General features: G+C 70.5%; 18 protein-coding genes. 6 read left to right on the top strand and 12 right to left on the bottom strand.

Annotation, left to right across the window (positions count from 1 at the left end):
* Positions 1-55: 55 nt before the first annotated feature.
* Positions 56-1273 carry a saccharopine dehydrogenase family protein gene (locus PGH47_RS02560; protein WP_271662009.1) on the bottom strand — a complete coding sequence of 406 codons (1218 nt, stop codon included), beginning with the start codon at positions 1271-1273 and terminating at the stop codon, positions 56-58.
* Positions 1274-1410: 137 nt separating this feature from the next.
* Between PGH47_RS02560 and PGH47_RS02555 the strand changes: the two genes are divergently transcribed.
* Positions 1411-2112, top strand: coding sequence for a TetR/AcrR family transcriptional regulator (locus PGH47_RS02555; RefSeq protein ID WP_271667960.1), 702 nt, complete (start codon positions 1411-1413; stop codon positions 2110-2112).
* A gap of 87 nt (positions 2113-2199) precedes the next feature.
* On the opposite strand, the gene PGH47_RS02550 is transcribed toward PGH47_RS02555, so the two are convergent.
* Positions 2200-3108, bottom strand: a complete 909-nt coding sequence (locus PGH47_RS02550; protein WP_252981121.1) for a LysR family transcriptional regulator ArgP — start codon at positions 3106-3108, stop codon at positions 2200-2202.
* 66 nt (positions 3109-3174) lie between these two features.
* Between PGH47_RS02550 and PGH47_RS02545 the strand changes: the two genes are divergently transcribed.
* Positions 3175-3789 carry a LysE/ArgO family amino acid transporter gene (locus PGH47_RS02545; RefSeq protein WP_271662008.1) on the top strand — a complete coding sequence of 205 codons (615 nt, stop codon included), beginning with the start codon at positions 3175-3177 and terminating at the stop codon, positions 3787-3789.
* Between the two features lie 92 nt (positions 3790-3881).
* Positions 3882-5192, top strand: coding sequence for an MFS transporter (locus PGH47_RS02540; RefSeq protein WP_271662007.1), 1311 nt, complete (start codon positions 3882-3884; stop codon positions 5190-5192).
* Between the two features lie 3 nt (positions 5193-5195).
* Here the strand turns inward: PGH47_RS02540 and PGH47_RS02535 are convergent, their stop codons facing one another.
* From PGH47_RS02535 to PGH47_RS02520, 4 genes are all read right to left on the bottom strand, one after another.
* Positions 5196-5651, bottom strand: a complete 456-nt coding sequence (locus PGH47_RS02535; protein ID WP_271662006.1) for a cyclic nucleotide-binding domain-containing protein — start codon at positions 5649-5651, stop codon at positions 5196-5198.
* Between the two features lie 301 nt (positions 5652-5952).
* Positions 5953-6174, bottom strand: coding sequence for a hypothetical protein (locus PGH47_RS02530; protein WP_125523957.1), 222 nt, complete (start codon positions 6172-6174; stop codon positions 5953-5955).
* 52 nt (positions 6175-6226) lie between these two features.
* Positions 6227-8470, bottom strand: coding sequence for an FUSC family protein (locus PGH47_RS02525; protein WP_271662005.1), 2244 nt, complete (start codon positions 8468-8470; stop codon positions 6227-6229).
* Between the two features lie 68 nt (positions 8471-8538).
* Positions 8539-9924, bottom strand: coding sequence for an NAD(P)/FAD-dependent oxidoreductase (locus tag PGH47_RS02520; protein ID WP_271662004.1), 1386 nt, complete (start codon positions 9922-9924; stop codon positions 8539-8541).
* 318 nt (positions 9925-10242) lie between these two features.
* Here PGH47_RS02520 and PGH47_RS02515 point away from each other — a divergent pair, with 318 nt between their 5' ends.
* Both PGH47_RS02515 and PGH47_RS02510 read left to right on the top strand, forming a co-directional pair.
* The gene (locus PGH47_RS02515; RefSeq protein WP_125523954.1) at positions 10243-10845 is read left to right on the top strand and encodes a hypothetical protein; all 603 of its coding nucleotides are present in this window, start codon (positions 10243-10245) and stop codon (positions 10843-10845) included.
* Between the two features lie 11 nt (positions 10846-10856).
* Complete coding sequence (locus tag PGH47_RS02510) at positions 10857-11408, top strand: hypothetical protein (RefSeq protein WP_271662003.1); 552 nt, start codon at positions 10857-10859, stop codon at positions 11406-11408.
* A gap of 13 nt (positions 11409-11421) precedes the next feature.
* On the opposite strand, the gene PGH47_RS02505 is transcribed toward PGH47_RS02510, so the two are convergent.
* From PGH47_RS02505 to PGH47_RS02480, 6 genes are all read right to left on the bottom strand, one after another.
* Positions 11422-13326, bottom strand: a complete 1905-nt coding sequence (locus PGH47_RS02505) for an AMP-dependent synthetase/ligase (RefSeq protein WP_271662002.1) — start codon at positions 13324-13326, stop codon at positions 11422-11424.
* A 115-nt stretch (positions 13327-13441) separates the two neighbouring features.
* The gene (gene glgB / locus PGH47_RS02500) at positions 13442-15658 is read right to left on the bottom strand and encodes a 1,4-alpha-glucan branching enzyme (RefSeq protein ID WP_271662001.1); all 2217 of its coding nucleotides are present in this window, start codon (positions 15656-15658) and stop codon (positions 13442-13444) included.
* A gap of 5 nt (positions 15659-15663) precedes the next feature.
* On the bottom strand, positions 15664-17025 hold the full coding sequence (locus PGH47_RS02495; RefSeq protein ID WP_271662000.1) for a maltokinase N-terminal cap-like domain-containing protein: 1362 nt from the start codon (positions 17023-17025) through the stop codon (positions 15664-15666).
* A 41-nt stretch (positions 17026-17066) separates the two neighbouring features.
* Entirely contained in the window at positions 17067-18785 is a 1719-nt protein-coding gene (treS, locus tag PGH47_RS02490) for a maltose alpha-D-glucosyltransferase (protein ID WP_271661999.1), read from the bottom strand.
* 5 nt (positions 18786-18790) lie between these two features.
* A complete protein-coding gene (locus PGH47_RS02485; RefSeq protein WP_271661998.1) occupies positions 18791-20797 on the bottom strand; it encodes an alpha-1,4-glucan--maltose-1-phosphate maltosyltransferase in 2007 nt (668 codons plus the stop codon).
* A gap of 70 nt (positions 20798-20867) precedes the next feature.
* Entirely contained in the window at positions 20868-21173 is a 306-nt protein-coding gene (locus PGH47_RS02480) for a DUF5133 domain-containing protein (RefSeq protein WP_030961613.1), read from the bottom strand.
* A 296-nt stretch (positions 21174-21469) separates the two neighbouring features.
* Here PGH47_RS02480 and PGH47_RS02475 point away from each other — a divergent pair, with 296 nt between their 5' ends.
* The gene (locus PGH47_RS02475) at positions 21470-21982 is read left to right on the top strand and encodes a pep a2 (RefSeq protein WP_271661997.1); all 513 of its coding nucleotides are present in this window, start codon (positions 21470-21472) and stop codon (positions 21980-21982) included.
* Positions 21983-22013 lie beyond the last annotated feature (31 nt).

The raw sequence follows: 22013 nt of genomic DNA, 5'->3' as shown, positions 1-22013 counted from the left end.
TTCGAGTCGCCTGTCGATGCGCAAGTGAAACCCGTTCGGACACCGGCGAATCCGGTCACTGTTCCCGCATGCCCCAGGGGGAGCCGTACTCGGTCAGCAGATCCAGGAAGGGCCGGGCCGGGAAGGCCTCCGGGCCGAGCACGCCGGCGCCCGACCAGACGCCGCCGGCGAGGAGTTCGAGGGCGACGACGGGGTTGACGGCCGTCTGCCACACCACGGCCTGCGAGCCGTACTCCTTCATGGACCACTGGTTGTCGACCACGTGGTACAGGTACACCTCACGCGGCTTTCCGTCCTTGGCGCCCCGCACCCAGGTGCCCGCGCAGGTCTTGCCGTGCATCCGCTCGCCCAGCGTCGCCGGGTCCGGCAGACACGCGGCCACGACGTCCCGGGGCGAGACCCGCACCGGCCCGTCGGCGCTCGGCACGGTCACCGGCTCGGTACGGTCCAGGCCCAGCAGGTGCAGCGTCTTCAGGGTGCTGATGAACTCCTCGCCCAGGCCGTACTTGAACGTCACCCGCCGCGCGTCGACCCAGCGCGGCATCAGGAGCACCTCCTCGTGCTCCACGTTCACGCACTCGACCGGGCCGATGCCCTCGGGGAAGTCGAACACCTCGGGTTCGCTGAACGGCTCGGTGGTGAACCAGCCGCGGGCGTCCTCGTAGACGACCGGCGGGTTGAGGCACTCCTCGATCGTGGTCCAGATGCTGAAGGACGGCGCGAAGTCGTAGCCGTCGACGGTGAGGTTCGCGCCGTCGCGGACGCCGAGCTCCTCGATCTCGTCGAAGAGCTCGTCGGCGGCGTACCGGGCGAACACGTCGGACAGACCGGGCTCCACGCCCATGCCGACCAGCGCCAGCGCGCCCGCCTTCTCCCAGTCGGCAGCCTGCTCGAACTGGGCGTCGCCCAGCTTGACGCCGCACTCCTCGTACGGCCGCTCCGGATGCGGGTGCGACAGCGACATCGCCATGTCGACATAGGTGGCCCCGGCGGTGCGCGCGGACTGGAACAGCGGCATCACGAAACGCGGGTCGGTGGCGTTGAGGAGCACGTCGCACGCGTGCCGCTCAAGCAGCGCCGTGACCGCCGCCTCGTCGCTCGCGTCCACGCGCTCGGCGACGAACCGGGCGTCGCCGCCGAGGGCCGCCACGGCCGCCTCGGCACGCGCGAGGTCGTAGTCGGCGACGACCATCGCCTCGAAGAACGGACGGCGGGCCGCGATCCGGGTGATGGCGGTACCCACCCCGCCGGCACCCACGAGCAGTACACGCATGACAAGACTCCCTCGGCTCAAGGTCTACGACGTGATGGGGCCCCGCGCCAGATACAACGCCCGCCGCTCACATAAGGTCAATGGCGTTGGCATAAGGCGCAGAGGTCGGCGTGAGCGGCACCAGGACGGAGAGCATCGTGCCCAAACCGGTCGTCCCGGAGGAGAAGCGGCGCCGTAGGCGTCCCACGAAAAGCGGCACAGTGCTGTCCGAGCGGCTGATCGTCGAGACGGCGCTGCGGATGCTGCGCGAGCACGGCAGCGCCGGTCTCACCGCCCGCCGCCTCGGTCTGGCCCTCGACGCCGACCCGAGCACGCTGTACCGGTACTTCCGCGGCATGGACGAGCTGACCCTCGCGATCGGCGACGCGCTGATGGGACAGGCGCTTCAGGGCTGGACGCCGTCGGGGGAGTGGCGCGAGGACCTGCGTGCCGTCGGGCTGCGCATCCACGCGGCCTACGTCGCCCACCCGCAGGCCGCGGTGCTGACGACCAGCCGCGTCACCGGGCGGGCGAACGAACTCGCCGCCGACGAGACGGTGCTTGACGTTCTGCGCACGGCGGGATTCCCGCTGCCGGACACCGTGCGCATCTATCACGCGTTCATCGACCAGACCCTGGCTTTCGCCGCGCTGGACGCCGCGTCCCTCGCTCTGCCGAGTGCGGCGCTACGGGCGGACGAGGACATGTGGCGCTCGACCTACGCGCGGTTGCCGCGGGCCACGCATCCCCGGATCGCCGAGGCGGCACCGTTGCTGGCGGCGCGGATGGTGAACAGCGCGTATCCGACGGCGCTGGAGATGCTGTTGGACAGTGCGGCCGTCCAGTTGGAGGCGACGTAGTGCTCCTCGGGGGTGCCGCGATCTGTCGTCAAGGGGCTGCGGCGTCGTCGCGGCTGGTCGCGCAGTTCCCCGCGCCCCTTTGGGGCACTAGCGGCGCAGTGTCCCGGAGGCCGCTGCCGTCACCGCCTCCGTCACCGCCACCAGCGCCGGCGAGTCCAGCTTCCACTGCTGCCAGTACAGCGGGACGTCGACCGGGCGGTCCGGGGCGAGCTGCACCAGGCGGCCGTCCGCCAGGTACGGCTCCGCCTGTGTCTCGGGGATCAGGCCCCAGCCCAGTCCGGCGACCACGGACGCCAGGAAGCCCTCCGAGGTCGGTACGTGGTGCCGTACGGCGCTCGCGCCGGTGCGGGAATGCAGCAGCCTGCGGACGAACGCGTCCTGGAGATCGTCGCTGCGGTCGAAGGCCATCACCGGCGCCCGCACCAGCGCTTCCCGCAGTGACCCGCCGAGGTGCCGCTCGGCGAACTCCGGGCTCGCCGCGGCCAGATACCGCATCCGGCCCAGCGACCGCACGGAACAGCCCGCCACCGCGTCCGGCGAGGACGTCACCGCCGCCATCACCAGCCCCTCGCGCAGCAGCGTCGCCGTCCGGCTCTCGTCCTCCCGGCGCAACTCGAAACAGAGCCGCGGCTCCTGCGGCACGCGCGTGAGGACCCCCAGGAACCAGGTCGCCAGGGAGTCGGCGTTGACCGCGACCGACACCCGCGTCGCCTCCCCGGCACCGCTCAGCCCCAGCTCGGCCCGCGCGTCGCGCTCCAGACGGGCCAGCTGACGGGCGAACCGGACGACGACCTCGCCCGACTCGGTCGGCCGCACCGGCTTCGTGCGCACCAGCAGCACCCGCCCCGTGCGCTGCTCCAGCGCCTTCACCCGCTGGCTGACCGCCGACGGCGTCACGTGCAGCGCCGCGGCGGCCGCGTCGAAGGTGCCCTCGTCCACCACCGCGAGCAGCGTCCGCACCTGGTCGAGGGGAAGCTCGGTCAGCTCGGTCTTCACGAGCGCTAAGGATACGTAAGAATCTTTAGCTGTACGTCAAGAGATCGTCTCCCTAGCGTGAAGGGCATGACAAACGCCTTGACCACCGCGGCCGCCGGATTCGGCACCGGCCTCTCCCTGATCGTCGCCATCGGCGCGCAGAACGCCTTCGTCCTGCGCCAGGGGATCCGCCGCGACGCCGTCCTCGCCGTCATCGGCATCTGCGCCCTGTCCGACGCGCTCCTGATCACCCTGGGAGTGGCCGGCGTCGGCGCGGTGGTCGTGGCCTGGCCCGGGGTGCTGACGGTGGTCGCCTGGGTCGGCGGACTGTTCCTCCTCGGCTACGGCGCGCTCGCCGCTCGCCGGGTCTTCAAGCCCGGCGGCGCCCTGCTGACCGACGGCGACGCGGCGGGGTCACGGCGGCGGGCGGTGCTGACCTGCCTCGCGATGACCTGGCTCAACCCGCACGTCTACCTCGACACCGTCTTCCTGCTCGGCACGGTCGCAGCCGACCGCGGCCCGCTGCGCTGGACGTTCGGCCTCGGCGCCGCGTTCGCCAGCCTGGTCTGGTTCGCCGCGCTCGGCTTCGGTGCTCGGCTGCTGAGCCGCCACCTCGCCAAGCCGGTGGCCTGGCGGGTGCTGGACGGACTGGTCGCCGCGACGATGATCGCCCTCGGCGCGAGCCTCATCGCGGGCGCGTGAGGTGTCCGAAACCTGAGACCACCCATCCCAGATGCTTGACCGGTGGTGCCATAGTGATCCCTGGTTCCCGATAGGTGTAACGAGCAACCAGGATGTCCGTGGACGCGAGCGAGCGCAGTACCGAAGAAGAGCGGACGGCGGCGGCCCCGCAGGAACAGGTCGCCGCCCGGCGCGGCTGGCGCCGCTGGGCGATGGACACCCGCCCGCTGCGCCGCCCGGCCTTCCGCCGGCTGTGGTCCTCGACCATCGTCACGGCCGTCGGCAGCCAGCTCACCGCGGTCGCCGTGCCCAAGCAGATCTACGACATCACCGGCTCCTCGGCGTGGGTCGGCGCCGCGAGCCTCGCCGGACTGCTGCCGTTGGTGGTGTTCGCGCTGTGGGGCGGCGCCATCGCCGACAGCGTGGACCGCCGCAAGCTGCTCCTCGTCACCAACACCGGCATAGCCGTCACCTCGCTGCTGTTCTGGCTCCAGGCCGTCACCGGCATGGAGTCGGTGGTGGCGCTGATGGTGCTGCTCGCCGTGCAGCAGGCGTTCTGGGGGATCAACTCCCCGGCCCGCAACGCCTCGATCGCGCGCCTGGTGCCGGCCGACGAACTGCCCGCGGCCAACGCCCTCGGCTCGACCGTCATGCAGACCGGTCAGGTCATGGGGCCGCTGCTGGCCGGCGTGCTCATCCCCGTGATCGGCCTGGCCGAGCTGTATCTCATCGACGCGCTGGCCCTGTGCGTGACGGTGTGGGCGGTCTTCAAGCTGCCCGCGCTGCCGCCCCTGAAGGCCGCCGCCGAACGCCGCGCGGGCATACGGGAGATCGTGGCGGGCTTCCGCTACATCGCCCTGCACAAGGTGCTGTTGCTGTCCTTCCTTGCCGACATCATCGCGATGGTCTTCGGCATGCCCCGCGCCCTCTTCCCCCAACTGGCCGGCCAGACCTACGGGTCGTACGGCGAAGGGCTCGCCCTCGGCCTGCTGTTCGCCGCGATCCCGATCGGCGCGGTGGTCGGGGGGCTGTTCTCCGGCACCTTCTCAAGGGCCCGCCGGCACGGCTGGATGGTGATCGGCGCGGTCGTCGCGTGGGGCGCGGCCATCACCGCCTTCGGGCTCAGCGGCAGCCTGTGGCTCGCGGTGGTGTTCCTGGCCCTCGCCGGGGTCGCCGACATGGTCTCGATGGTCTTCCGCGGGGCGATCCTGCTGTCCGCCGCCAGCGACGAGATGCGCGGCCGGATGCAGGGTGTGTTCACGGTCGTCGTGGCGGGTGGCCCGCGCCTCGCCGACGTCCTGCACGGCACGGCGGGCTCGGCCTTCGGACCCCGCGCGGCAACCGTGGGTGGCGGCCTGCTGGTCGTCGTACTCATGCTGAGCCTGGCCGCCGCGCTGCCTGCCCTGCGCCGCTACCGCGTCTGACGCTCAGAGCACACTGCGCCGGTGCTGTCCGTACTGCTCCATCAGCTTGCCCCGGGTCATCTCCAGCCGGTGCGCGAGGATTTCGGCGACGTGCCGCACCAGCGACAGCCCGAGCTGCGTGTCCTCCTCGCACAGCCGCAGCACCGCCTCCGCCTCGAACTCGTAGGCGCGCACCGGGCTGAACGCCTCCGCGCCGAAGTCCCACTGGTACGGCGGGAACAGCCAGGACCAGCCGAGGAGATCACCGGCGCCGAGACTCGCGACGGTGACCCGCTGGAGGGACGTGACGCGCTGGTCGAGGGAGACGGCGCCCGAGCGGATGACCCAGAAGCGGTCGGCCGTGCCGCGCGCCTCGAAGATCCGGGCGTCCTCCGGGAAGGAGACCTCCCGGGCCAGCGACATAAGGCGCTGGCGCTGCGGCGGTGGAAGGGAGGTGAGCAGTTTGATCGCTTTGGTCATGACACAGGGCTCCTCGCCGAGGACTGAGGTTCCGGTGCTTCCCTGCGTCCATTTCAGCCCGTGCGGCCGCGCTGAGCACCTCGGCGGAGAGCGGTTTCCGCCGCAGGTCGCGGGGCCGGGTCATTGAGGGCATGAAAAAGCCCTGGCTGGACGGGGGAAGCCAGCCAGGGCCGTATGCGGGGTTCGCGGGGGATTTGTTCGATCGACCCCGTGACCACGTATGGATGAACCGTAAACCATCTTGGTGGATTCCGCGCAACCGAGACCGGGTCGGGTGACCTGTTTCACTCGGGCCCGGTTTTCAGCCCTGTTCGGAGCGTCTGCCAGGGGTCAGGATCTCGTCCAGCACCACGATCACCGTCTCGTACGCAAGCGTCCGGACGGCGGCGTCGCGAGCCCCTTCGGGGTCCGTCGACCTCAGTTGCTCGCTCCGCATCCGCCAGGATCGCTCCTCCTGCCGGGCGCTGGCCCGGGCTCGGTGCATCCGTCGCAGCAGTTCGTCTGAGTCCACGACATCGGTCATGACAACCGCGTACCCGGGAATCGCCCCGATGTGCGGTCCCGTGTCGTCCGGGTCATCCCTCAGATGCCTTCACGGGTACCCCCAGTGGCCGGGCCAGGCCCGTCACGCCCTCGTCGAGGCGTTGCAGATGCCGCAGGACACGGTCGGTGATCCGGCCGTAGCGCGGGACGCCCGGGGTGCTCGGGCCGAGGAGCGAGGCGATGCTCGGGCCGGTCTCGATCTCGGCGGTGGAGTGCTCGTCACCGACGTGGGCGCTGATCGCCTCCAGGTTGTGCTCGATACGCCCGGCGGCCCGGCGCAGCCGTGGGTCGGCCGCGATGGAGGGGTGGGTGGGCAGCAGCTCGGCGGTCGCCGCCAGCGAACGCGCGTGGAAAGCGCACGTCTCCAGCAGCGCGACGACATAGCGGGCGGTCTCCCGGCGGGCCCGCAGCGGCGTGACCGGATGAGTGAGCGGCTTGGTGGCGGCGCGCAGGTCGGCCAGCGCCTGGTCGAGCTCGCGCGCCTCGTCGAGCAGTTCCTTGGGCGGTTCGCCGCTGAGCTGGTCCACGGCGCTGCGGGTGACGTCGCCGAGCCGCTCCAGCACGGTCGCGAGCAGCTCGTTCGTCCGGCGGTCCGTCTGCACCGGCAGCACGAACGCCGCCGCGATCACCCCGCAGGCCGCGCCGAGCGCCGTCTCCTCGATACGCAGCACCAGCACCGACAGGCTGTAGGTGTGCAGCAGGGTGTAGAGCAGGCCCAGCGCCGCGGTGACGAAGAAGGACACCGCCGTGTAGGACAGCGGTGCCGAGTAGAACATCGCGAACACGAACAGCAGCACCAGCGCGAACGCCGTCCAGGTGTTGTGCCCGACCGCGCCGGCCAGCACGATCCCGGCCAGGACGCCGAGGACGGTGCCCAGCAGCCTGCGGTAGCCCTTGACCAGGATCTCGCCCGTGGACGCGGTGTTGAGGAACACGATCCAGCAGGTCAGCACCGCCCAGTACCAGCGGTCGCGGGACAGCAGCTCGCCGCCGACGATGGCCAGCGTCGACCCCACGGCGACCTGCACCGCGGCACGTGTCGTGGGCCGCGCCAGGCCCGTCGCCTCCTCGGCCGGGGTCTCCTCTTCGGCGTCGAGCACCGCGTCCTCGGCGTCCAGTTCCTCGCGCGAGCGGGCGGTCGCCGGGCTGTCGTCCGTCTCGTCCCGGGCCCCGCCGAGCGCGATCCGCAGGCCCAGGACCGCACGGGCGGCCTCGCCGACGGCCCGGAACACGTCCTGCACGGCCGGTGACGCGACCGGCAGGTTCTCCTCGTCGCGGTAGCCGAGGAGCCGGTTGCGCAGCTGTGCGACCGAGGGACCGGCGGCCTGTTCGACCGGGCGCAGCACGAGCACACGCAGCGCCACCAGGTCTCTGCGCAGTGTCTCGGTCGCCTCGTCCTTCACCGGCTGCCGCCCGCCCGACGGGATGGGAGCGCCCGGCAGATGCATGGCGAGCGTGTCCACGCGCTCGGCGCCGCGCGCCCGCAGCAGCGACAGCCCCAGCCGCTCGGCGGCGATCTCGGCGTCCGCGACACGCCGTTGGACGAGCGCGGCCACCCGCTCGTCGGCGGTCCCGCCCTCCAGCCGGCCCTGGATCAGCAGAGCCGTCTCGTGCAGCCGTGCGGTGCCCTCGCGCACCTGCTCCAGGGCCCGGTCGGCCTCCTCGGGGCCGGCGTCCAGCAGATCGTGCTGGGCGGACAGCAACTGGGCCAGCCGGGCGCGGAACGCCTCGCGCAGCCGCTCCAGCACGCCGGTCGGCGTCTCCGGGACCAGCACGAACCGCACCAGCGCGCCGCACCCGAACGCCACGGCGACCGCGCGGAACAGTTCCGGCAGCTCACCGACGGAGGCGCCGACGAACAGGGACACGAAGTAGATCTGGAAGCCGATCAGCCCCAGCGCGGTGCCCCGGTCGCCGAACCGGCGGCCGTAGACGGCACAGAAGATGAGCGCGACGAAGACCAGGTCGCCCGCCACGACTCTGCTGTGCAGGGCCGCCGCCAACGTCATGGAGGCAAACGCCACCGGCAGGCCCAGTGCGAGCGTGATCGCCTGCTGCCCGCGCTGCTTCTCCCGGATGGCGAAGGTCGAGACCATCGCCGCCAGCGCCCCCGCCACCAGATGCGTGACGTCGGTGCCGAGCAGCGCGAGCACGGCGACCGCGAGGGCGATCGAGCCCGCCGTGCGCAGCCCGGCCGTCAGTCTCAGCAGACCCGGGTCCGAGGCCGCGACACGGTCGCGCAACCGTACCCGGGCCGGCCCTCCCACTGCCCTCACGCCGCCGTACTCACTCCCGCTCTCTCCCCGCTCACACCGCGCACCGCGGCCCGGCCGGCACCGTCACGTCACTCGGCCGAACCGTCGGCCGCACCCTTCCCCTCGACCTGCGCCCGCACCTGCTCAGGCGTCAGATACGCGTGGACGAACTCGAAGTCCTTCATCTTGGCGGGGGTGCGGGACTGGAATCCGGTCCGCACGAAGTCGTCGCCGGCGACCGCGTTGAGCAGCCAGTTCGTCATGACGCGGGTCTTGGCGACGTTGGTGCGCAGCGCCGACCAGTGATATCCGCGGGCCACGGCCATCGCGGGCAGGCCCTTCAGCTCCACGCCGAGCGGTTTGGAGACGGCGTCGCGGCCGCCGAGGTCGACGACCAGTCCGAGGTCCTTGTGCCGGTACGGCCGAAGCGGCTGGTCGCGCAGGGCCGCGATGACGTTGTCGGCGACGACCTTGCCCTGGCGCATCGCGTGCTGCGCGGTGGGCGGGCAGACCGCGCCCTCCTCGTCCTTGGCCACGTCGGGCACCGCGGCGGCGTCGCCGAGCGCGAACACACCGTCGTTCCCGGGCAGGTTCATCTCGGCGGTGACCGCGAGCCTGCCGCGGACCGTCTCCGCGCCCAGCGTGGAGATCAGCGGGCTGGCGACGACACCGGCGGTCCAGATCAGCGTGCGGGTGGGGATCACCCGGCCGTCGGTGAAGGTGACCTCCTCGGGGCCCGCCTTCGCGATGGACACGCCCAGCGAGATCTCGATGCCGCGCTTGCGCAGGATCTCCTGCGCGTCGGTGCCGAGTTTCTCGCCGAGTTCGGGCATCAGCCGCGGCGCGATGTCGATCAGATGCCACTTGATCAGGTGCGGATCGAGCCGCGGATAGCGTTTGACCGCGTTGTGGGTGAGCATCTGCAGGCACGCGGCGGTCTCGGTGCCGGCGTACCCGCCGCCGACCACCACGAACTGGAGCCGCGCCGCCCGCTCGTCCGGATCCTGGCTCGCGTCGGCGAGGTCCAGCTGCGAGATGACGTGGTCGCGCAGATAGGCGGCCTCGGCGAGGGTCTTCATGCCGTAGGCGTTGTCGGTCAGTCCCGGGATGTCGAAGGTCCGGGTGATGCTGCCGGGGGCCAGCACGATGTAGTCGTACGGCTCGTTGTGGAGCTTGTCGGTGATGGTGCGCACGACGCACACCTTCGAGGCGAGGTCCACGCCGATGGCGCCGCCCGGGATGATCCGGGTGCGGTACCTGCGGCTGCGGCGCAGGGACACGGCGATCGACTGGGGGGTGAGGACGCCGGAGGCGACCTGTGGCAGCAGCGGCAGGTAGAGCTGGTAGGAAGACGGCGTCACCAAAGTGATCTCGGCTTCGTCCGGGGAGAGTTTGCGTTCCAATCGGCGAACGCATCCGACTCCGGCGAAGCCTGCGCCAACCACCAGGATCCTGGGTCGTGTCACGGTGATCATCCCTTCTGCGGCTCCAGGCGGTCTGCCTCGACGACGTTCGCCTGCCCCTGGATCGCGGCTTCGCACGCCTAGATCCCACCGCGCCACCGGTCGTTCCGCCAGCCGGGTGCGGCAGGCAGATGAACCCGTCGTGAGCCACCTTGCCCCAACCTGCGCGGGGGCACACCGGTTCGGAAGTGAAAGACATGTCCGCGCGATCTCTTGACGAGTCATTGGTCCGAACCTAACTTCCGTAATGCTCATCCATATAAGGGACCGCAGTTCATGTATCTGAACACTTGAAGTGTGGTCACCCCCCCACATCCGACAGGAGGCAGGATGCGCCCGACCCTGCGCACCCTCACCGTGAGCACGGCACTCTGCGCCACGTCGCTGCTCGCCGCACCGCACGCGTTCGCCGAAGTCGAGCCCGGGGGCTGGCAGTCGGTGTCACCCACCTACACCGAGCAGGAGCGGGGCTGCGGTCAGATCGACGGCCTGACGTTCCGGCTCACCTGCTCCACGGCCAGCGGCGACCAACGGGCTGAACGACGCTATGCCACCTACACCGGCGGAACGCGCCAGTTCGAGGGCTACTTCCGCATCACCAGCCTCAGTGGCACCCGGATCAGCCTCAAGCAGACCTTCCACGAGTCCGGCTCCGGCCCGTACTTCATGCTCGCCGTCGAACGCGGCGGCAGGCTCTACGCAGTCCACGGCGGCACCACGCTCTCCAACGCCGGAACCGTCGGCGCGACCGTCCGCGTCAACACCGTCCACCAGGTCGGCGCCGAGCACCGCACGTACATCAACGGCTCGCTGAAGCACACCTACGCGAGCCCCGGCGGCAGCTTCTACGACAAGTTCGGCGCCTACCGCACCAACAGCGGCAACGGGACGGCCACCGTGGAGTGGAGCAACGTCCGCTTCTGGCGCAAGTAGCGGCCGCCCGTATGCGAGGAAAGGCGCGTATCGCGGTGCCGGCAGCGCTGATCCTGGCGCTGCCGGCCTGCTCGGCCGAGCCGGAACAGCCGCTGCGGGCAGCCCTCACCACGCCCACCGACATCGACCTGACCTGGCGGGACGACCGGCCCGGGATCGCGGGGCACGTCCTGGAGTTCGCGACCGAAGAGGACGGACCGTACACGGTCCTGCAGTACCTCGCGCCCCAGGTGACCGACTACCGCCACCCCGACCTGATGCCCCGCACCACCTTCCACTACCGGCTGACCTCCTACCGGGGCCCCACCGCCCGGCCGCACCTGACCGAGCGGCCGGACGGCATCCGCCTCACCTGGACCGACGACTCCCCGGCCGAGGACGGCTACCTCCTGGAGATCCGCAAGAAGGACGGCGAGGGCTACGACCCCGTCGCCGTCCTCGACCCCGACACCGAGGCCACCGACTTCGTCCCCCTGCCCGACGAGAAGCACGCCACCTACCGCGTCCGCGCCTTCGTCCTCGGGGAGCGGTCGAACGTCGTGCGGCTGACGACGGGTGAATGAGACGAACGGACACTCAGCCGAAGACGTTGTCCGTGTCGTCCCAGTGCGCGAACTCGTCCGACAGCTGCTCCCGCGGCGCGCGCGAGCGGGCCTGGTACATCGCGTCGATCTGGAGCGCGTAGTGCCGCACGATCGCGTCCCGCCGCAGCTTCATCGACGGCGTCAGCAGACCGCTGGCCACGTCGAACGGCTCCGCCAGCACCCGGAACACCCGGATCGACTCCGGGCGCGACACCGCGCTGTTGGCGGCGGCCACGGCCCGGGCGACCTCCTCGCGCAGCGCGTTCTCCTCACGCGCCTCCCGGATCCGCGAGTCGCTGCGCACGGCGAGGGAGTCGCGCCAGTAGGCCAGGAAGTCGGGGTCCAGAGTGATCAGGGCCCCGACGCAGGGCTGGTTGTCACCCACGACCACCGCCTGGTGGACCAGCGGATGCATCCTCAGCCGCTGCTCCAGGAGCGCCGGCGAGACACTCTTGCCGCTGCTCGTGACGATGACGTCCTTCTTGCGCCCCGTGATGGTCAGATAGCCGTCGGAGTCCAGCCGCCCCAGATCCCCGGTCGCCAGCCAGCCGCCGCGCAGCGCCGCCCGTGTCGAGGCGTCGTCGTTGACATAGCCCTGGAACACCGACGCCCCGCGCACCAGGATCTCCCCGTCGTCGGCCACCCGGATGTCCACACCCGGCAGTGCCTGCCCGACCGACCCCGACATCTCCCGGCCGAGCGGCTGGGCGGTGACACCGCCGCTGGTCTCGGTGAGCCCGTACCCGTCGTTCACGTAGATGCCGACGCCCTCGTAGAAGAGGGAGAGCTCGCGGTTGAAGGAGGAGCCGCCGGACGTCCCGAGCATGACCCGGCCGCCCAGCGCGCTGCGGAACTTGCGGTACACCGTCCGTTCGTACAGTGCGTGTTGCAGCCGAAGATCGAAACCGGGTCCAGGGCCGCCGCCCAGCCGCTGCCGTTCCAGGGCCGCCGCGAAGTCCCGAGCGGTGTCCGCGGCCCGCTCGAACAGGGCACCCCGGCCCGCCTGCTGGGCCACGCGCAGGGCGTTCTTGTAGATCTTCTCGAAGATCGACGGCACGGCACAGAAATAGGTGGGTCTGAAACTGCGCAGGGCGGCCGAAAGGGCTTCCTCGCGCAGGTCGGGCTCGTGGCCCATCATCATGCCGCCGCGGATGCACAGGGTCTGGAGCAGCAGGCCGTACACATGGGAGAAAGGCAGGAAGGCGAGGACGGACGCCTGGCCGCCCGGTGGTACCACCTTGTGGCCCCAGCCCGCGAGCAGCGTGTCGCAGGGGGTCGCCAGATTCCGGTGACTGAGGGCGCAGCCCAGGGGATGTCCCGTCGTGCCGGACGTGTAGGCGACGACCGAGGTGGAGTCCGGCAGGACGATGCGGCGCAGCGACTCGACCGTGGTGAACGGGACGAACTCACCGCGCTCCGCGAGCTGCGCGAGCCCTCCCGCGTCCAGCTGCCAGACGTGCCGCAGCCGCGGCAGCGATCCGCACACGGAGCCGACCGTCATGACCGCCTGCTCGTCCTCGACGACGACGCCCACGCACTCGGCGTCCCGCAGGATCCACTCGACCTGGTCGCGCGACGCCGTCGGATAGATCGGGACCACCTCGGCGCCGACCGTCCACAGCGCGTAGCTGAGCACCGTCCACTCGTACCGGGTGCGCGCCATGATGGCCACGCGGTGGCCCGGCGAGATGCCGGACGCGACCAGGCCCTTGGCGAGATCGGCCACCTCGTCGCGCAGTTCCACGGCCGTCACCTCCTCCCACACGGTGGAGGAGGGATCGGGACGGCGCGCGAGCATCGGCAATGTCGGATTGACGGCCGCCGTCTCGAAGACGCTGTCTGCGAGCCCGCCGGTCATGGGCGTGACGCTGGGGGGAGCGAGGCCGAGGTCGCGCATGTGCACTGCTCCAGATGTGTACCGGGTGTGACGTCACCGATGAGTTCCGTTATCGGCGCTGCCCGAATCTAGCCCAGCCTGGACCGGATGGTGTCGGGAACGGAGAACTCCGGCGTCACATCCGTTCAGGCAGCAGCCACACCGTGGCCAGCGGAGGCAGCGTGAGGCTGATGTGCCCGTCCTCCGGCTTGACCGGACCGGGGTTGGTGACGTCGCTCCCGCCGTAGCGCGCGGCGTCGGTGTTGAGGGCCTCGTGCCACGCGATCACCGAATCCGGCACCGCGAGCCGGTAGTCGTGACGGACCACGGGGGAGAAGTTGCTGACGGCGAGCATCGGCGTGCCGTCGGCACCGAACCGCAGGAAGGCGAAGACGTTGTCGTCGCCGGCGTCCCCGAGCACCCACCGGAACCCGCCAGGGTCGGTGTCCCGCTCCCACAGGGCCGGCGTCGCCCGGTAGCGCGCGTTCAGATCCGCGACCAGATCCCGCACGCCCTCGTGGTCGCCGGCCGACGCGTACCCGGGATCGAGCAGCCACCACTCCGGACCATGTGCCTCCGACCACTCGGCGCCCTGTGCGAACTCCTGCCCCATGAAGAGCAGTTGTTTGCCCGGGTGCGCCCACATGAAGCCCAGATATGCGCGGTGGTTGGCGCGACGCTGCCACCAGTCGCCCGGCATCTTGGACACCAGAGCCTGCTTGCCGTGCACGACCTCGTCGTGGGAGATGGGCAGCACGTAGTTCTCGCTGTACGCGTACACCATCGAGAACGTCATCTCGTTGTGGTGGTACTTGCGGTGCACCGGCTCCTTGGAGATGTACTGGAGCGAGTCGTGCATCCAGCCCATGTTCCACTTCAGCCCGAAGCCGAGCCCGCCGCTGTCGGTCGGCCGGGTCACCCCGCCCCAGGCGGTCGACTCCTCCGCGATCGTGACGACCCCGGGGTTGCGCCGGTACACCGTCGCGTTCATCTCCTGGAGGAACGCCATCGCGGCCAGGTCCTCACGCCCGCCGAACTCGTTCGGCGTCCACTGGCCGGAGTCCCGCGAGTAGTCGAGGTAGAGCATGGAGGCGACGGCGTCCACCCGCAGCCCGTCGATGTGGAACTCCTCGCACCAGTACGTCGCGTTCGCGACGAGGAAGTTGCGCACTTCGGTGCGCGCGTAGTCGAACTCGTACGTCCCCCAGTCGGGATGCTCGGCCCGCCGCGAGTCCCCGGGCTCGTACAGCGGCTCCCCGTCGAACCGGCTCAGCGCCCAGTCGTCCTTCGGGAAGTGCGCCGGCACCCAGTCCACGATCACCCCGATGCCGGCCCGGTGCAGGGCGTCGACCAGGTACTTGAAGTCGTCGGGCGTACCCAGCCGCGAGGTCGGCGCGTAGAAGCCGGTGACCTGGTAGCCCCAGGAACCGGCGAACGGATGCTGCGCGACCGGCATGAACTCGACGTGCGTGAAGCCCAGGTAGTCGACGTACGCGGGCAGTTGCTCGGCGAGTTCGCGGTACGTCAGCCCCGGCCGCCAGGACGGCAGGTGCACCTCGTACACCGAGAAGGGGGCCTGGTGCACCGGCACGTCGCCCCGGTGCGCCATCCACTGCTCGTCGCCCCACTCGTAGTGCGAGGCGTGCACGATCGACGCCGTGTCCGGCGGGACCTCCGCACGGCGTGCCATCGGGTCCGCCTTGAGGAAGCGGTGGCCGTGCCGGGAGGTGATCTCGAACTTGTACCGGGTGCCCTCGCCGATGCCGGGCAGGAACAGCTCCCACACCCCGGACGCACCGAGCGACCGCATCGGGAACGCCGTCCCGTCCCAGCAGGTGAAGTCCCCGGCGACCCGCACTCCCCGCGCGTTCGGCGCCCACACCGTGAAGCGGGTGCCGGCCACGCCCTGATGGGTCATGGGTTCGGCGCCGAGCGCCTTCCACAGCTCCTCGTGCCTGCCCTCGCGGATGAGGTGCAGGTCGAACTCGCCGAGGGCGGGCAGGAAGCGGTACGGGTCGTGGAACTCCCGCTCGTCCGACCCGTCCTCGGCGTAGGACACCAGCAGCGTGTACGCGGGGACCGCGTCCAGCGCGAGTACGGCGGAGAACAGACCGCCGCCCTCCGAGACCAGCGCGGTGCGCTCGCCGTCGACCACGACGCTCACCGCACGCGCGAACGGGCGCAGCGCCCGGAACGCGATCCCGCCGGGGACGGGACGGGCCCCGAGCAGCGCGTGCGGATCGTGGTGGGCGCCCGACAACAGGCGCTCACGCTCGGCCGGATCGAGGGCGGGCGCGGTGGCGAGCCGGCCGGGTCCGGCCGACTCGGGCCGCGAGGTCTCGTGCAGGGCCATGGGGGTCAGGCTCCTCTCACGGCGAGGCGTTCGATCGCCGCCATCGGTACGGGCAACCAGTCGGGTCGGTGCCGGGCCTCGTACAGCACCTCGTACACGGCGCGGTCGGTCTCGTAGGCACGGAGCAGCCCGTGCTTCGTGCGCGGGTCCCAGCCGGCGCGGGCGGCGTAGCCCGCGCAGAAGGCCTCCCGGCAGCGGCGCGCCCACTCCGGCCGCCACGGCCGGCGCTGGCGGGCGGCGTAGTCGAAGGAGCGCAGCATGCCGGCGATGTCCCGCACCGGGGAGTGCACACCCCGCCGCTCGGCCAGCGGGCGGGACGGCTCGCCCTCGAAGTCGATGACGAACCACTCCCGGCCGGCCCGCAGCACCTGACCGAGGTGCAGGTCGCCGTGGATGCGCTGGGCCGGCGGCCCGGGATCGCAGGCGGCGAGGGTGCCGAAGGCGGTGCGCAGCCCGGGGACATGGGGCTGGAGCGCGGGGACGAAGTGCGCTGCGAGCTCCAGGCGTTCGGTCATCGCCGCGGCCGTCCTGCTGTTCTCGGCGTGCGCCCGGGAGGGGAACGCCGACGCCAGCGCCAGGTGCACGTCCGCCGTCGCCTGACCCAGCTGACGGGCCTCCGCGGTGAAGTCGTCACCCGAGGCCAGCGCGCCGAGCGCCAGCGTCCAGCCGTCGGAGGCGTCCCGCAGGAACGGCTGGAGCACGCCGAGCGTCGCCTCCCACGGGTGCGTCGTACGGAACCAGGCCACCGGAGCCGGTACCCGACCGCAGCCCTCCTGGGCCAGCGCGCCGGACAGCTCCAGGTCGGGATTGACGCCGGGCTGGATGCGCCGGAACAGCTTCAGGATGAACGCCTCGCCGTACACCAGCGAGGAGTTGGACTGCTCGGCGTCCAGCAGCCGCGGCACGAGCCCGGCCGGCACCGGCACCGACGGGTCGCCCTCGAAGCGCAGCGGGCCCGCCGTGCCGGGGTGCCGCAGCCGGTCCAGCAGCAGCTGGGCGCAGCGGGGGTCCTGAAGCGCGTCGAAGACCGTCAGACCGGCGAGCGGACCTTCCTCCGCCCGGCCGATGAGCGCCTTCCCGAGGCGTGGCGACAGATGCTGACGTACGCCGATCAGCAGCTGGTAGCAGTCGCCGGCCGGGGGTGCGCCGCCGGGCGACGGCACCGCCGAGTGACCGGCGTGCACCAGCAGATGCAGACAGCCCGGGAACAGCTCCGTCATCGACAGCAGCGCGAGGTCGGTGACGGGCCGGTCCTTGCCCGCGAACCAGCGCTGGCGTGGCAGCCACTCGCGCAGCAGCCCGGCCAGCGAGGCCATCGGGCTCGCGTCGACGGTACGGGTGGGTCGGGGAGATGCGGTCTTCTGCATGGTGACGCGTCCTTTCCTCGGCACACGCTCGAAGCTCACGCTCAAAGTCGTCTGCCGATGCGGGATGCGACTCGGGTGAGCCGGAACCAGTAGAAGCCGTGGCCCCCGAGGGTCAGCAGATACGGCAGTTCGCCGATGGCCGGGAATCGGACCCCGCCGAACAGCTCGACCGGGTGGCGTCCGCTGAACTCGCGAAGGTCGAGCTCGGTGGGCTGTGCGAAGCGGGCGAAGTTGTGGACGCACAGCACCAGGTCGTCCTCGTACTCGCGCAGGAAGGCGAGGACCGCCGGGTTCGACGACTGGAGTTCGGTGTAGGTGCCGAGGCCGAACGCCGGGTTCTGCTTGCGGATCTCGATCATGCGGCGGGTCCAGTGCAGCAGCGACGACGGCGACGCCATGGACGCCTCGACGTTCGTCACCTGGTAGCCGTAGACCGGGTCCATGATCGTCGGCAGGCAGAGCCGTCCGGGGTCACAGGTGGAGAAGCCGGCGTTGCGGTCCGGGGTCCACTGCATGGGGGTGCGGACGGCGTCGCGGTCGCCGAGCCAGATGTTGTCGCCCATGCCGATCTCGTCGCCGTAATAGAGGATCGGGCTGCCCGGCAGGGACAGCAGCAGGGCCGTGAAGAGTTCGATCGAGTGACGGTCGTTGTCCAGGAGCGGGGCGAGACGCCTGCGGATGCCGATGTTGGCGCGCATGCGGGGGTCCTTGGCGTACTCCGCCCACATGTAGTCGCGTTCCTCGTCGGTGACCATTTCGAGGGTCAGCTCGTCGTGGTTGCGCAGGAAGATGCCCCACTGGCAGCCGGACGGGATGGCCGGCGTCTTGGCGAGGATTTCCGAGACCGGGTACCTCGACTCCCTCCGCACCGCCATGAAGATGCGCGGCATGACCGGGAAATGGAAAGCCATGTGGCATTCGTCGCCGCCGTTGCCGTAGTCGCCGAAGTAGTCGACTACGTCCTCCGGCCACTGATTGGCCTCCGCCAGCAGCACCGTGTCCGGATACATCGCGTCGATCTCGCGGCGAACACGCTTGAGGAATGCGTGGGTGGCGGGAAGGTTCTCGCAGTTCGTGCCCTCTTCCGAGTACAGGTAGGGCACGGCGTCGAGCCGGAAGCCGTCGATCCCCAGGTCCAGCCAGAAGCGGAGGGCGGCCAGGATCTCTTCCTGTACGGCCGGGTTCTCGTAGTTGAGGTCGGGCTGGTGGGAGAAGAAGCGGTGGAAGAAGTACTGCTTGCGGACCGGGTCGAAGGTCCAGTTGGAGGCTTCGGTGTCGACGAAGATGATGCGGGCGTCGGAGTAGGCCTTGTCGTCGTCCGCCCACATGTAGTAGTCGCCGTAGGGGCCGTCGGGGTCTTTTCTGGATTCCTGGAACCACGGGTGCTGGTCGCTGGTGTGGTTCATGACGAAGTCGATGATGACCCGCATGCCGCGCTGGTGGGCGGCGTCGGCGAATTCGACGAAGTCGGCGAGGTCGCCGAATTCGGGCAGCACGGCGGTGTAGTCGGAGACGTCGTAGCCGCCGTCGCGGAGGGGCGATTTGAAGAAGGGCGGCAGCCACAGGCAGTCGACGCCGAGCCATTGCAGGTAGTCGAGTTTGGCGGTCAGGCCCTTGAGGTCGCCGACGCCGTCGCCGTTGCTGTCCTGGAAGGAGCGGACCAGGACCTCGTAGAAGACGGCGCGTTTGAACCAGTCGGGGTCACGATCCCTGGCAGGGGTGTCCTCGAAGGTGTCCTGAACGGGCTCGTTGACGGTCATGGGGCTCAGGACCCTCCGATCTGCGGTGGCGAAGCCTGGACGTGGAAAACGTGCGCGGGCGCCGTGCCGGGTTCGAGGCGTACGTAGTTGGTCCGGCCCCAGCGGTAGCTCTCGCCCGTCAGTTCGTCGTGCACGGACAGGGAGGCGTCCCAGTCCAGGCCGAGTTGCGGCATGTCCAACGAGACCGTGGCTTCCTGGGTGTGGTGCGGATCAAGGTTCGCGACCACCAGGACCGTGTCCGGACCGGTGCGCTTGCTGTACGCGATCAGCGAGTCGTTGTCGGTCCGGTGGAAGCGGAGATTGCGCAGCCGGTGGAGCGCGGGGTGGCACCTGCGAATGGCGTTGAGGCGGGTGATCAGGGGTGTGATGGTGCGGCCTTCGCGTTCGGCGGCGGCCCAGTCGCGGGGGCGTAGCTGGTACTTCTCGGAGTCGAGGTACTCCTCGCTGCCCTTGCGCAGTGCGGTGTTCTCGCACAGTTCGTAGCCGCTGTAGATGCCCCAGCTTGGGGAGAGCGTCGCGGCGAGGACGGCCCGCAGCTCGAAGGCGGGCCGGCCGCCCTGCTGGAGGAACTCGTGCAGGATGTCGGGGGTGTTGGCGAAGAAGTTCGGCCGCATGTAGGCGGCCGCCTCCCCCGACAGCTCGGTCAGGTACTCGGTGAGTTCCTGCTTGGTGTTGCGCCAGGTGAAGTACGTGTACGACTGCTGGAAGCCGATCTGGGCCAGGGTGTGCATCATCGCCGGCCGGGTGAACGCCTCCGCCAGGAAGATCACGTCCGGGTCGGTGCGGCCCACGTCCGCGATCACCTTCTGCCAGAACACGACCGGCTTGGTGTGCGGGTTGTCGACCCGGAAGATCCGCACCCCGTGGTCCATCCAGTGCCGCAGCACCCGCAGCGTCTCGGCGATCAGACCGTCCATGTCCGCGTCGAACGCGATGGGGTAGATGTCCTGATACTTCTTCGGCGGGTTCTCCGCATAGGCGATCGTGCCGTCCGGGCGGTGGTGGAACCACTCCGGATGCTTGTCCACCCAGGGGTGATCCGGCGAGCACTGCAGGGCGAAGTCGAGCGCGACCTCCAGACCGAGTTCGCCGGCCCGGGCGACGAACCGGTCGAAGTCCTCGATCGTGCCGAGGCCGGGGTGGACGGCGTCGTGGCCGCCCTCGGGCGAACCGATCGCCCACGGCACGCCGACGTCGTCGACGCCTGCGGACAGGGTGTTGTTGGGGCCCTTGCGGAAGGTCGTGCCGATCGGGTGGATCGGTGGCAGGTAGACGACGTCGAAGCCCATCGCCGCGATCCCCGGCAACCGTCCGGCCGCGGACTCGAAAGTGCCGTGCGCACGCTCGGCGGTGCCTTCGGAACGCGGGAAGAACTCGTACCAGGACCCGTACAGGGCCCGCTCCCGCTCCACCAGCAGCGGCAGCGGATCCGACGCGGTCACCAGATCCCGCAACGGATAGCGCCCCAACACGGCATCGACGTTCGCCGCGAACGCCGCCGCGAGCCGTGACACGGGCGGCAGTGAGTCGTCGCGCAGCGCCTCCGAGGCGGCCAGCACGGCCGCCCGCTCCGACTCGTCGGGCACTCCGGCGGCGGCACGCTCGTACAGCTCGCCGCCCTCCTCCAGGACCAGCCCGACGTCGATGCCGGCCGGCACCTTGATCCGGGCGGTGCGGCGCCACGTGGCCACCGGATCGCTCCAGGCCTCCACATGGAACGTCCAGCGGCCCACCGCGGACGGCGTCACCTTGGCGCCCCAGCGGTCCATGCCGGGGGCCAGTTCGTGCATCGGTGTCCAGGGGCCGGGGCGGCCGTCCGGGTCGGTGAGTACGACATTGGCGGCCACGGAGTCGTGGCCCTCGCGGAACACGGTGGCGGTGACCTCGAAGGTCTCGCCCACGACTGCCTTCGCCGGGTGCCTGCCGCACTCCACGGCCGGTCGTACGTCCCGTACCGGGATACGGCCGATGGTCCCGATGCCGGCACCGGCTTTGCTCTTGGTCCTGCCCATGGTTCACCTCCACCGCGCTCAAGGCCGGGCACAGGGCCCGGCCGGGGGTTCGATCTTCGCCGGAAGCCGGCTACCTCCCGGCATGGAAACGCCGCCGACGTGATCTCAGCGGTCCTCTCCGGGCGGAGACGCTCGCCGTACGGGGCCGTTCGTTCTGCTCCAGGAGATAGTCGGCCGGGGTGATCCGCAGATAGCGCTCTGCGGCGTCCACGGCCTCGCGCGCGCAGCGCTTCCCCATCAGCACACAGAGGGTGTAACCGGTGTCCTCGAAGGTGGCGCGCACCATGAGGTCGGCCGGGGCCGCGAGCATGGCTCGTTCCCAGGCCCGGTATCGCCGAAGTTGCCGGGCGACTTCGGCTTTGGCCGGTAGCAGCATTGGCCCCGTTCACCTTCCGGGCTCGATGAGCGTTTCCCGACCGTCGGGCGGAAACCCGTGCGCGCATACGCACGGGTTCCGTTACGGGCATCGAGGTCTTCACACATGGTGCACGGTTGACGACGCAGCGTCCTGTTGGATCTTCAACTACCTCAGGAGTGCGCTCCTGTTGCACGAATGGCGTACCGCCCCCACCCTGGAGTGACTCAGAAGCGATCAGTGCTCACGCTCCGTAATCGGGGCCCCGCCCCGCAGGGGCGAGGAGAGCGGGAGCTTTCGCGGTGAGGAGGTAAACGGTGAAGACCGCAGTGCCCTGCTACTACCACCTCGACGTGGAAGTCAGCCCCGAACGGGTGGGTCAGGTCAGCCGAATTCTGGCCGCCCACCTCAGGTACTGGGACCTGGAGACGCTTGTCGAGCCCGTCCGCCACGGCGCGGAGATGCTGCTCAGGGTCATCGACGAGCACGCTACGGACAAGAACATCTCGATCGAGATGTGGTGGAACGGCCAGCACCTCATCACGGCCGTCGGCGACAACGACCGCGCCCTGCGCCCGGACCACGAGCTGCGCGCCTGCCTGAGGCACATCGCCCTGACGAGTGACGGCTGGGGCTGCTGCGCCACCGAGTCCGGCAGCAAGGTCATCTGGTTCTCGCAGCGCGCCCGCGCCGGCGAACGCGCCCCGCTCGTACCGGCCGCCCCCGCGCCCAGTCTGCGCGAGGCGCGCCGCGTCCCCCGCGACGTGCCCGCCACGGCCGTCGCGCACGCGGCGGACATCCGGGACGGCGTCCTAGAGGAGGCCCGGTGACCGCGAGACGGCGCCGTGACGACAGGAGCCG

It is taken from the genome of Streptomyces sp. HUAS 31 (genome assembly GCF_028198125.1).
GTDB lineage: Bacteria > Actinomycetota > Actinomycetes > Streptomycetales > Streptomycetaceae > Streptomyces > Streptomyces chartreusis.
Note: the sequence above shows the minus strand (reverse complement) of the source record. Positions and strands in the feature narration are given on the sequence as shown.

What these genes read in the sequence shown, in the direction of transcription:
- PGH47_RS02560 (WP_271662009.1), bottom strand. Translation starts at nt 1,273, where the DNA reads ATGCGTGTACTGCTCGTGGGTGCCGGCGGGGTGGGTACCGCCATCACC.
- PGH47_RS02545 (WP_271662008.1), top strand. Translation starts at nt 3,175, where the DNA reads ATGACAAACGCCTTGACCACCGCGGCCGCCGGATTCGGCACCGGCCTC.
- PGH47_RS02540 (WP_271662007.1), top strand. Translation starts at nt 3,882, where the DNA reads ATGTCCGTGGACGCGAGCGAGCGCAGTACCGAAGAAGAGCGGACGGCG.
- PGH47_RS02535 (WP_271662006.1), bottom strand. Translation starts at nt 5,651, where the DNA reads ATGACCAAAGCGATCAAACTGCTCACCTCCCTTCCACCGCCGCAGCGC.
- PGH47_RS02530 (WP_125523957.1), bottom strand. Translation starts at nt 6,174, where the DNA reads ATGACCGATGTCGTGGACTCAGACGAACTGCTGCGACGGATGCACCGA.
- PGH47_RS02520 (WP_271662004.1), bottom strand. Translation starts at nt 9,924, where the DNA reads ATGATCACCGTGACACGACCCAGGATCCTGGTGGTTGGCGCAGGCTTC.
- PGH47_RS02515 (WP_125523954.1), top strand. Translation starts at nt 10,243, where the DNA reads ATGCGCCCGACCCTGCGCACCCTCACCGTGAGCACGGCACTCTGCGCC.
- PGH47_RS02510 (WP_271662003.1), top strand. Translation starts at nt 10,857, where the DNA reads ATGCGAGGAAAGGCGCGTATCGCGGTGCCGGCAGCGCTGATCCTGGCG.
- PGH47_RS02505 (WP_271662002.1), bottom strand. Translation starts at nt 13,326, where the DNA reads ATGCGCGACCTCGGCCTCGCTCCCCCCAGCGTCACGCCCATGACCGGC.
- glgB (WP_271662001.1), bottom strand. Translation starts at nt 15,658, where the DNA reads ATGGCCCTGCACGAGACCTCGCGGCCCGAGTCGGCCGGACCCGGCCGG.
- PGH47_RS02495 (WP_271662000.1), bottom strand. Translation starts at nt 17,025, where the DNA reads ATGCAGAAGACCGCATCTCCCCGACCCACCCGTACCGTCGACGCGAGC.
- treS (WP_271661999.1), bottom strand. Translation starts at nt 18,785, where the DNA reads ATGACCGTCAACGAGCCCGTTCAGGACACCTTCGAGGACACCCCTGCC.
- PGH47_RS02485 (WP_271661998.1), bottom strand. Translation starts at nt 20,797, where the DNA reads ATGGGCAGGACCAAGAGCAAAGCCGGTGCCGGCATCGGGACCATCGGC.
- PGH47_RS02480 (WP_030961613.1), bottom strand. Translation starts at nt 21,173, where the DNA reads ATGCTGCTACCGGCCAAAGCCGAAGTCGCCCGGCAACTTCGGCGATAC.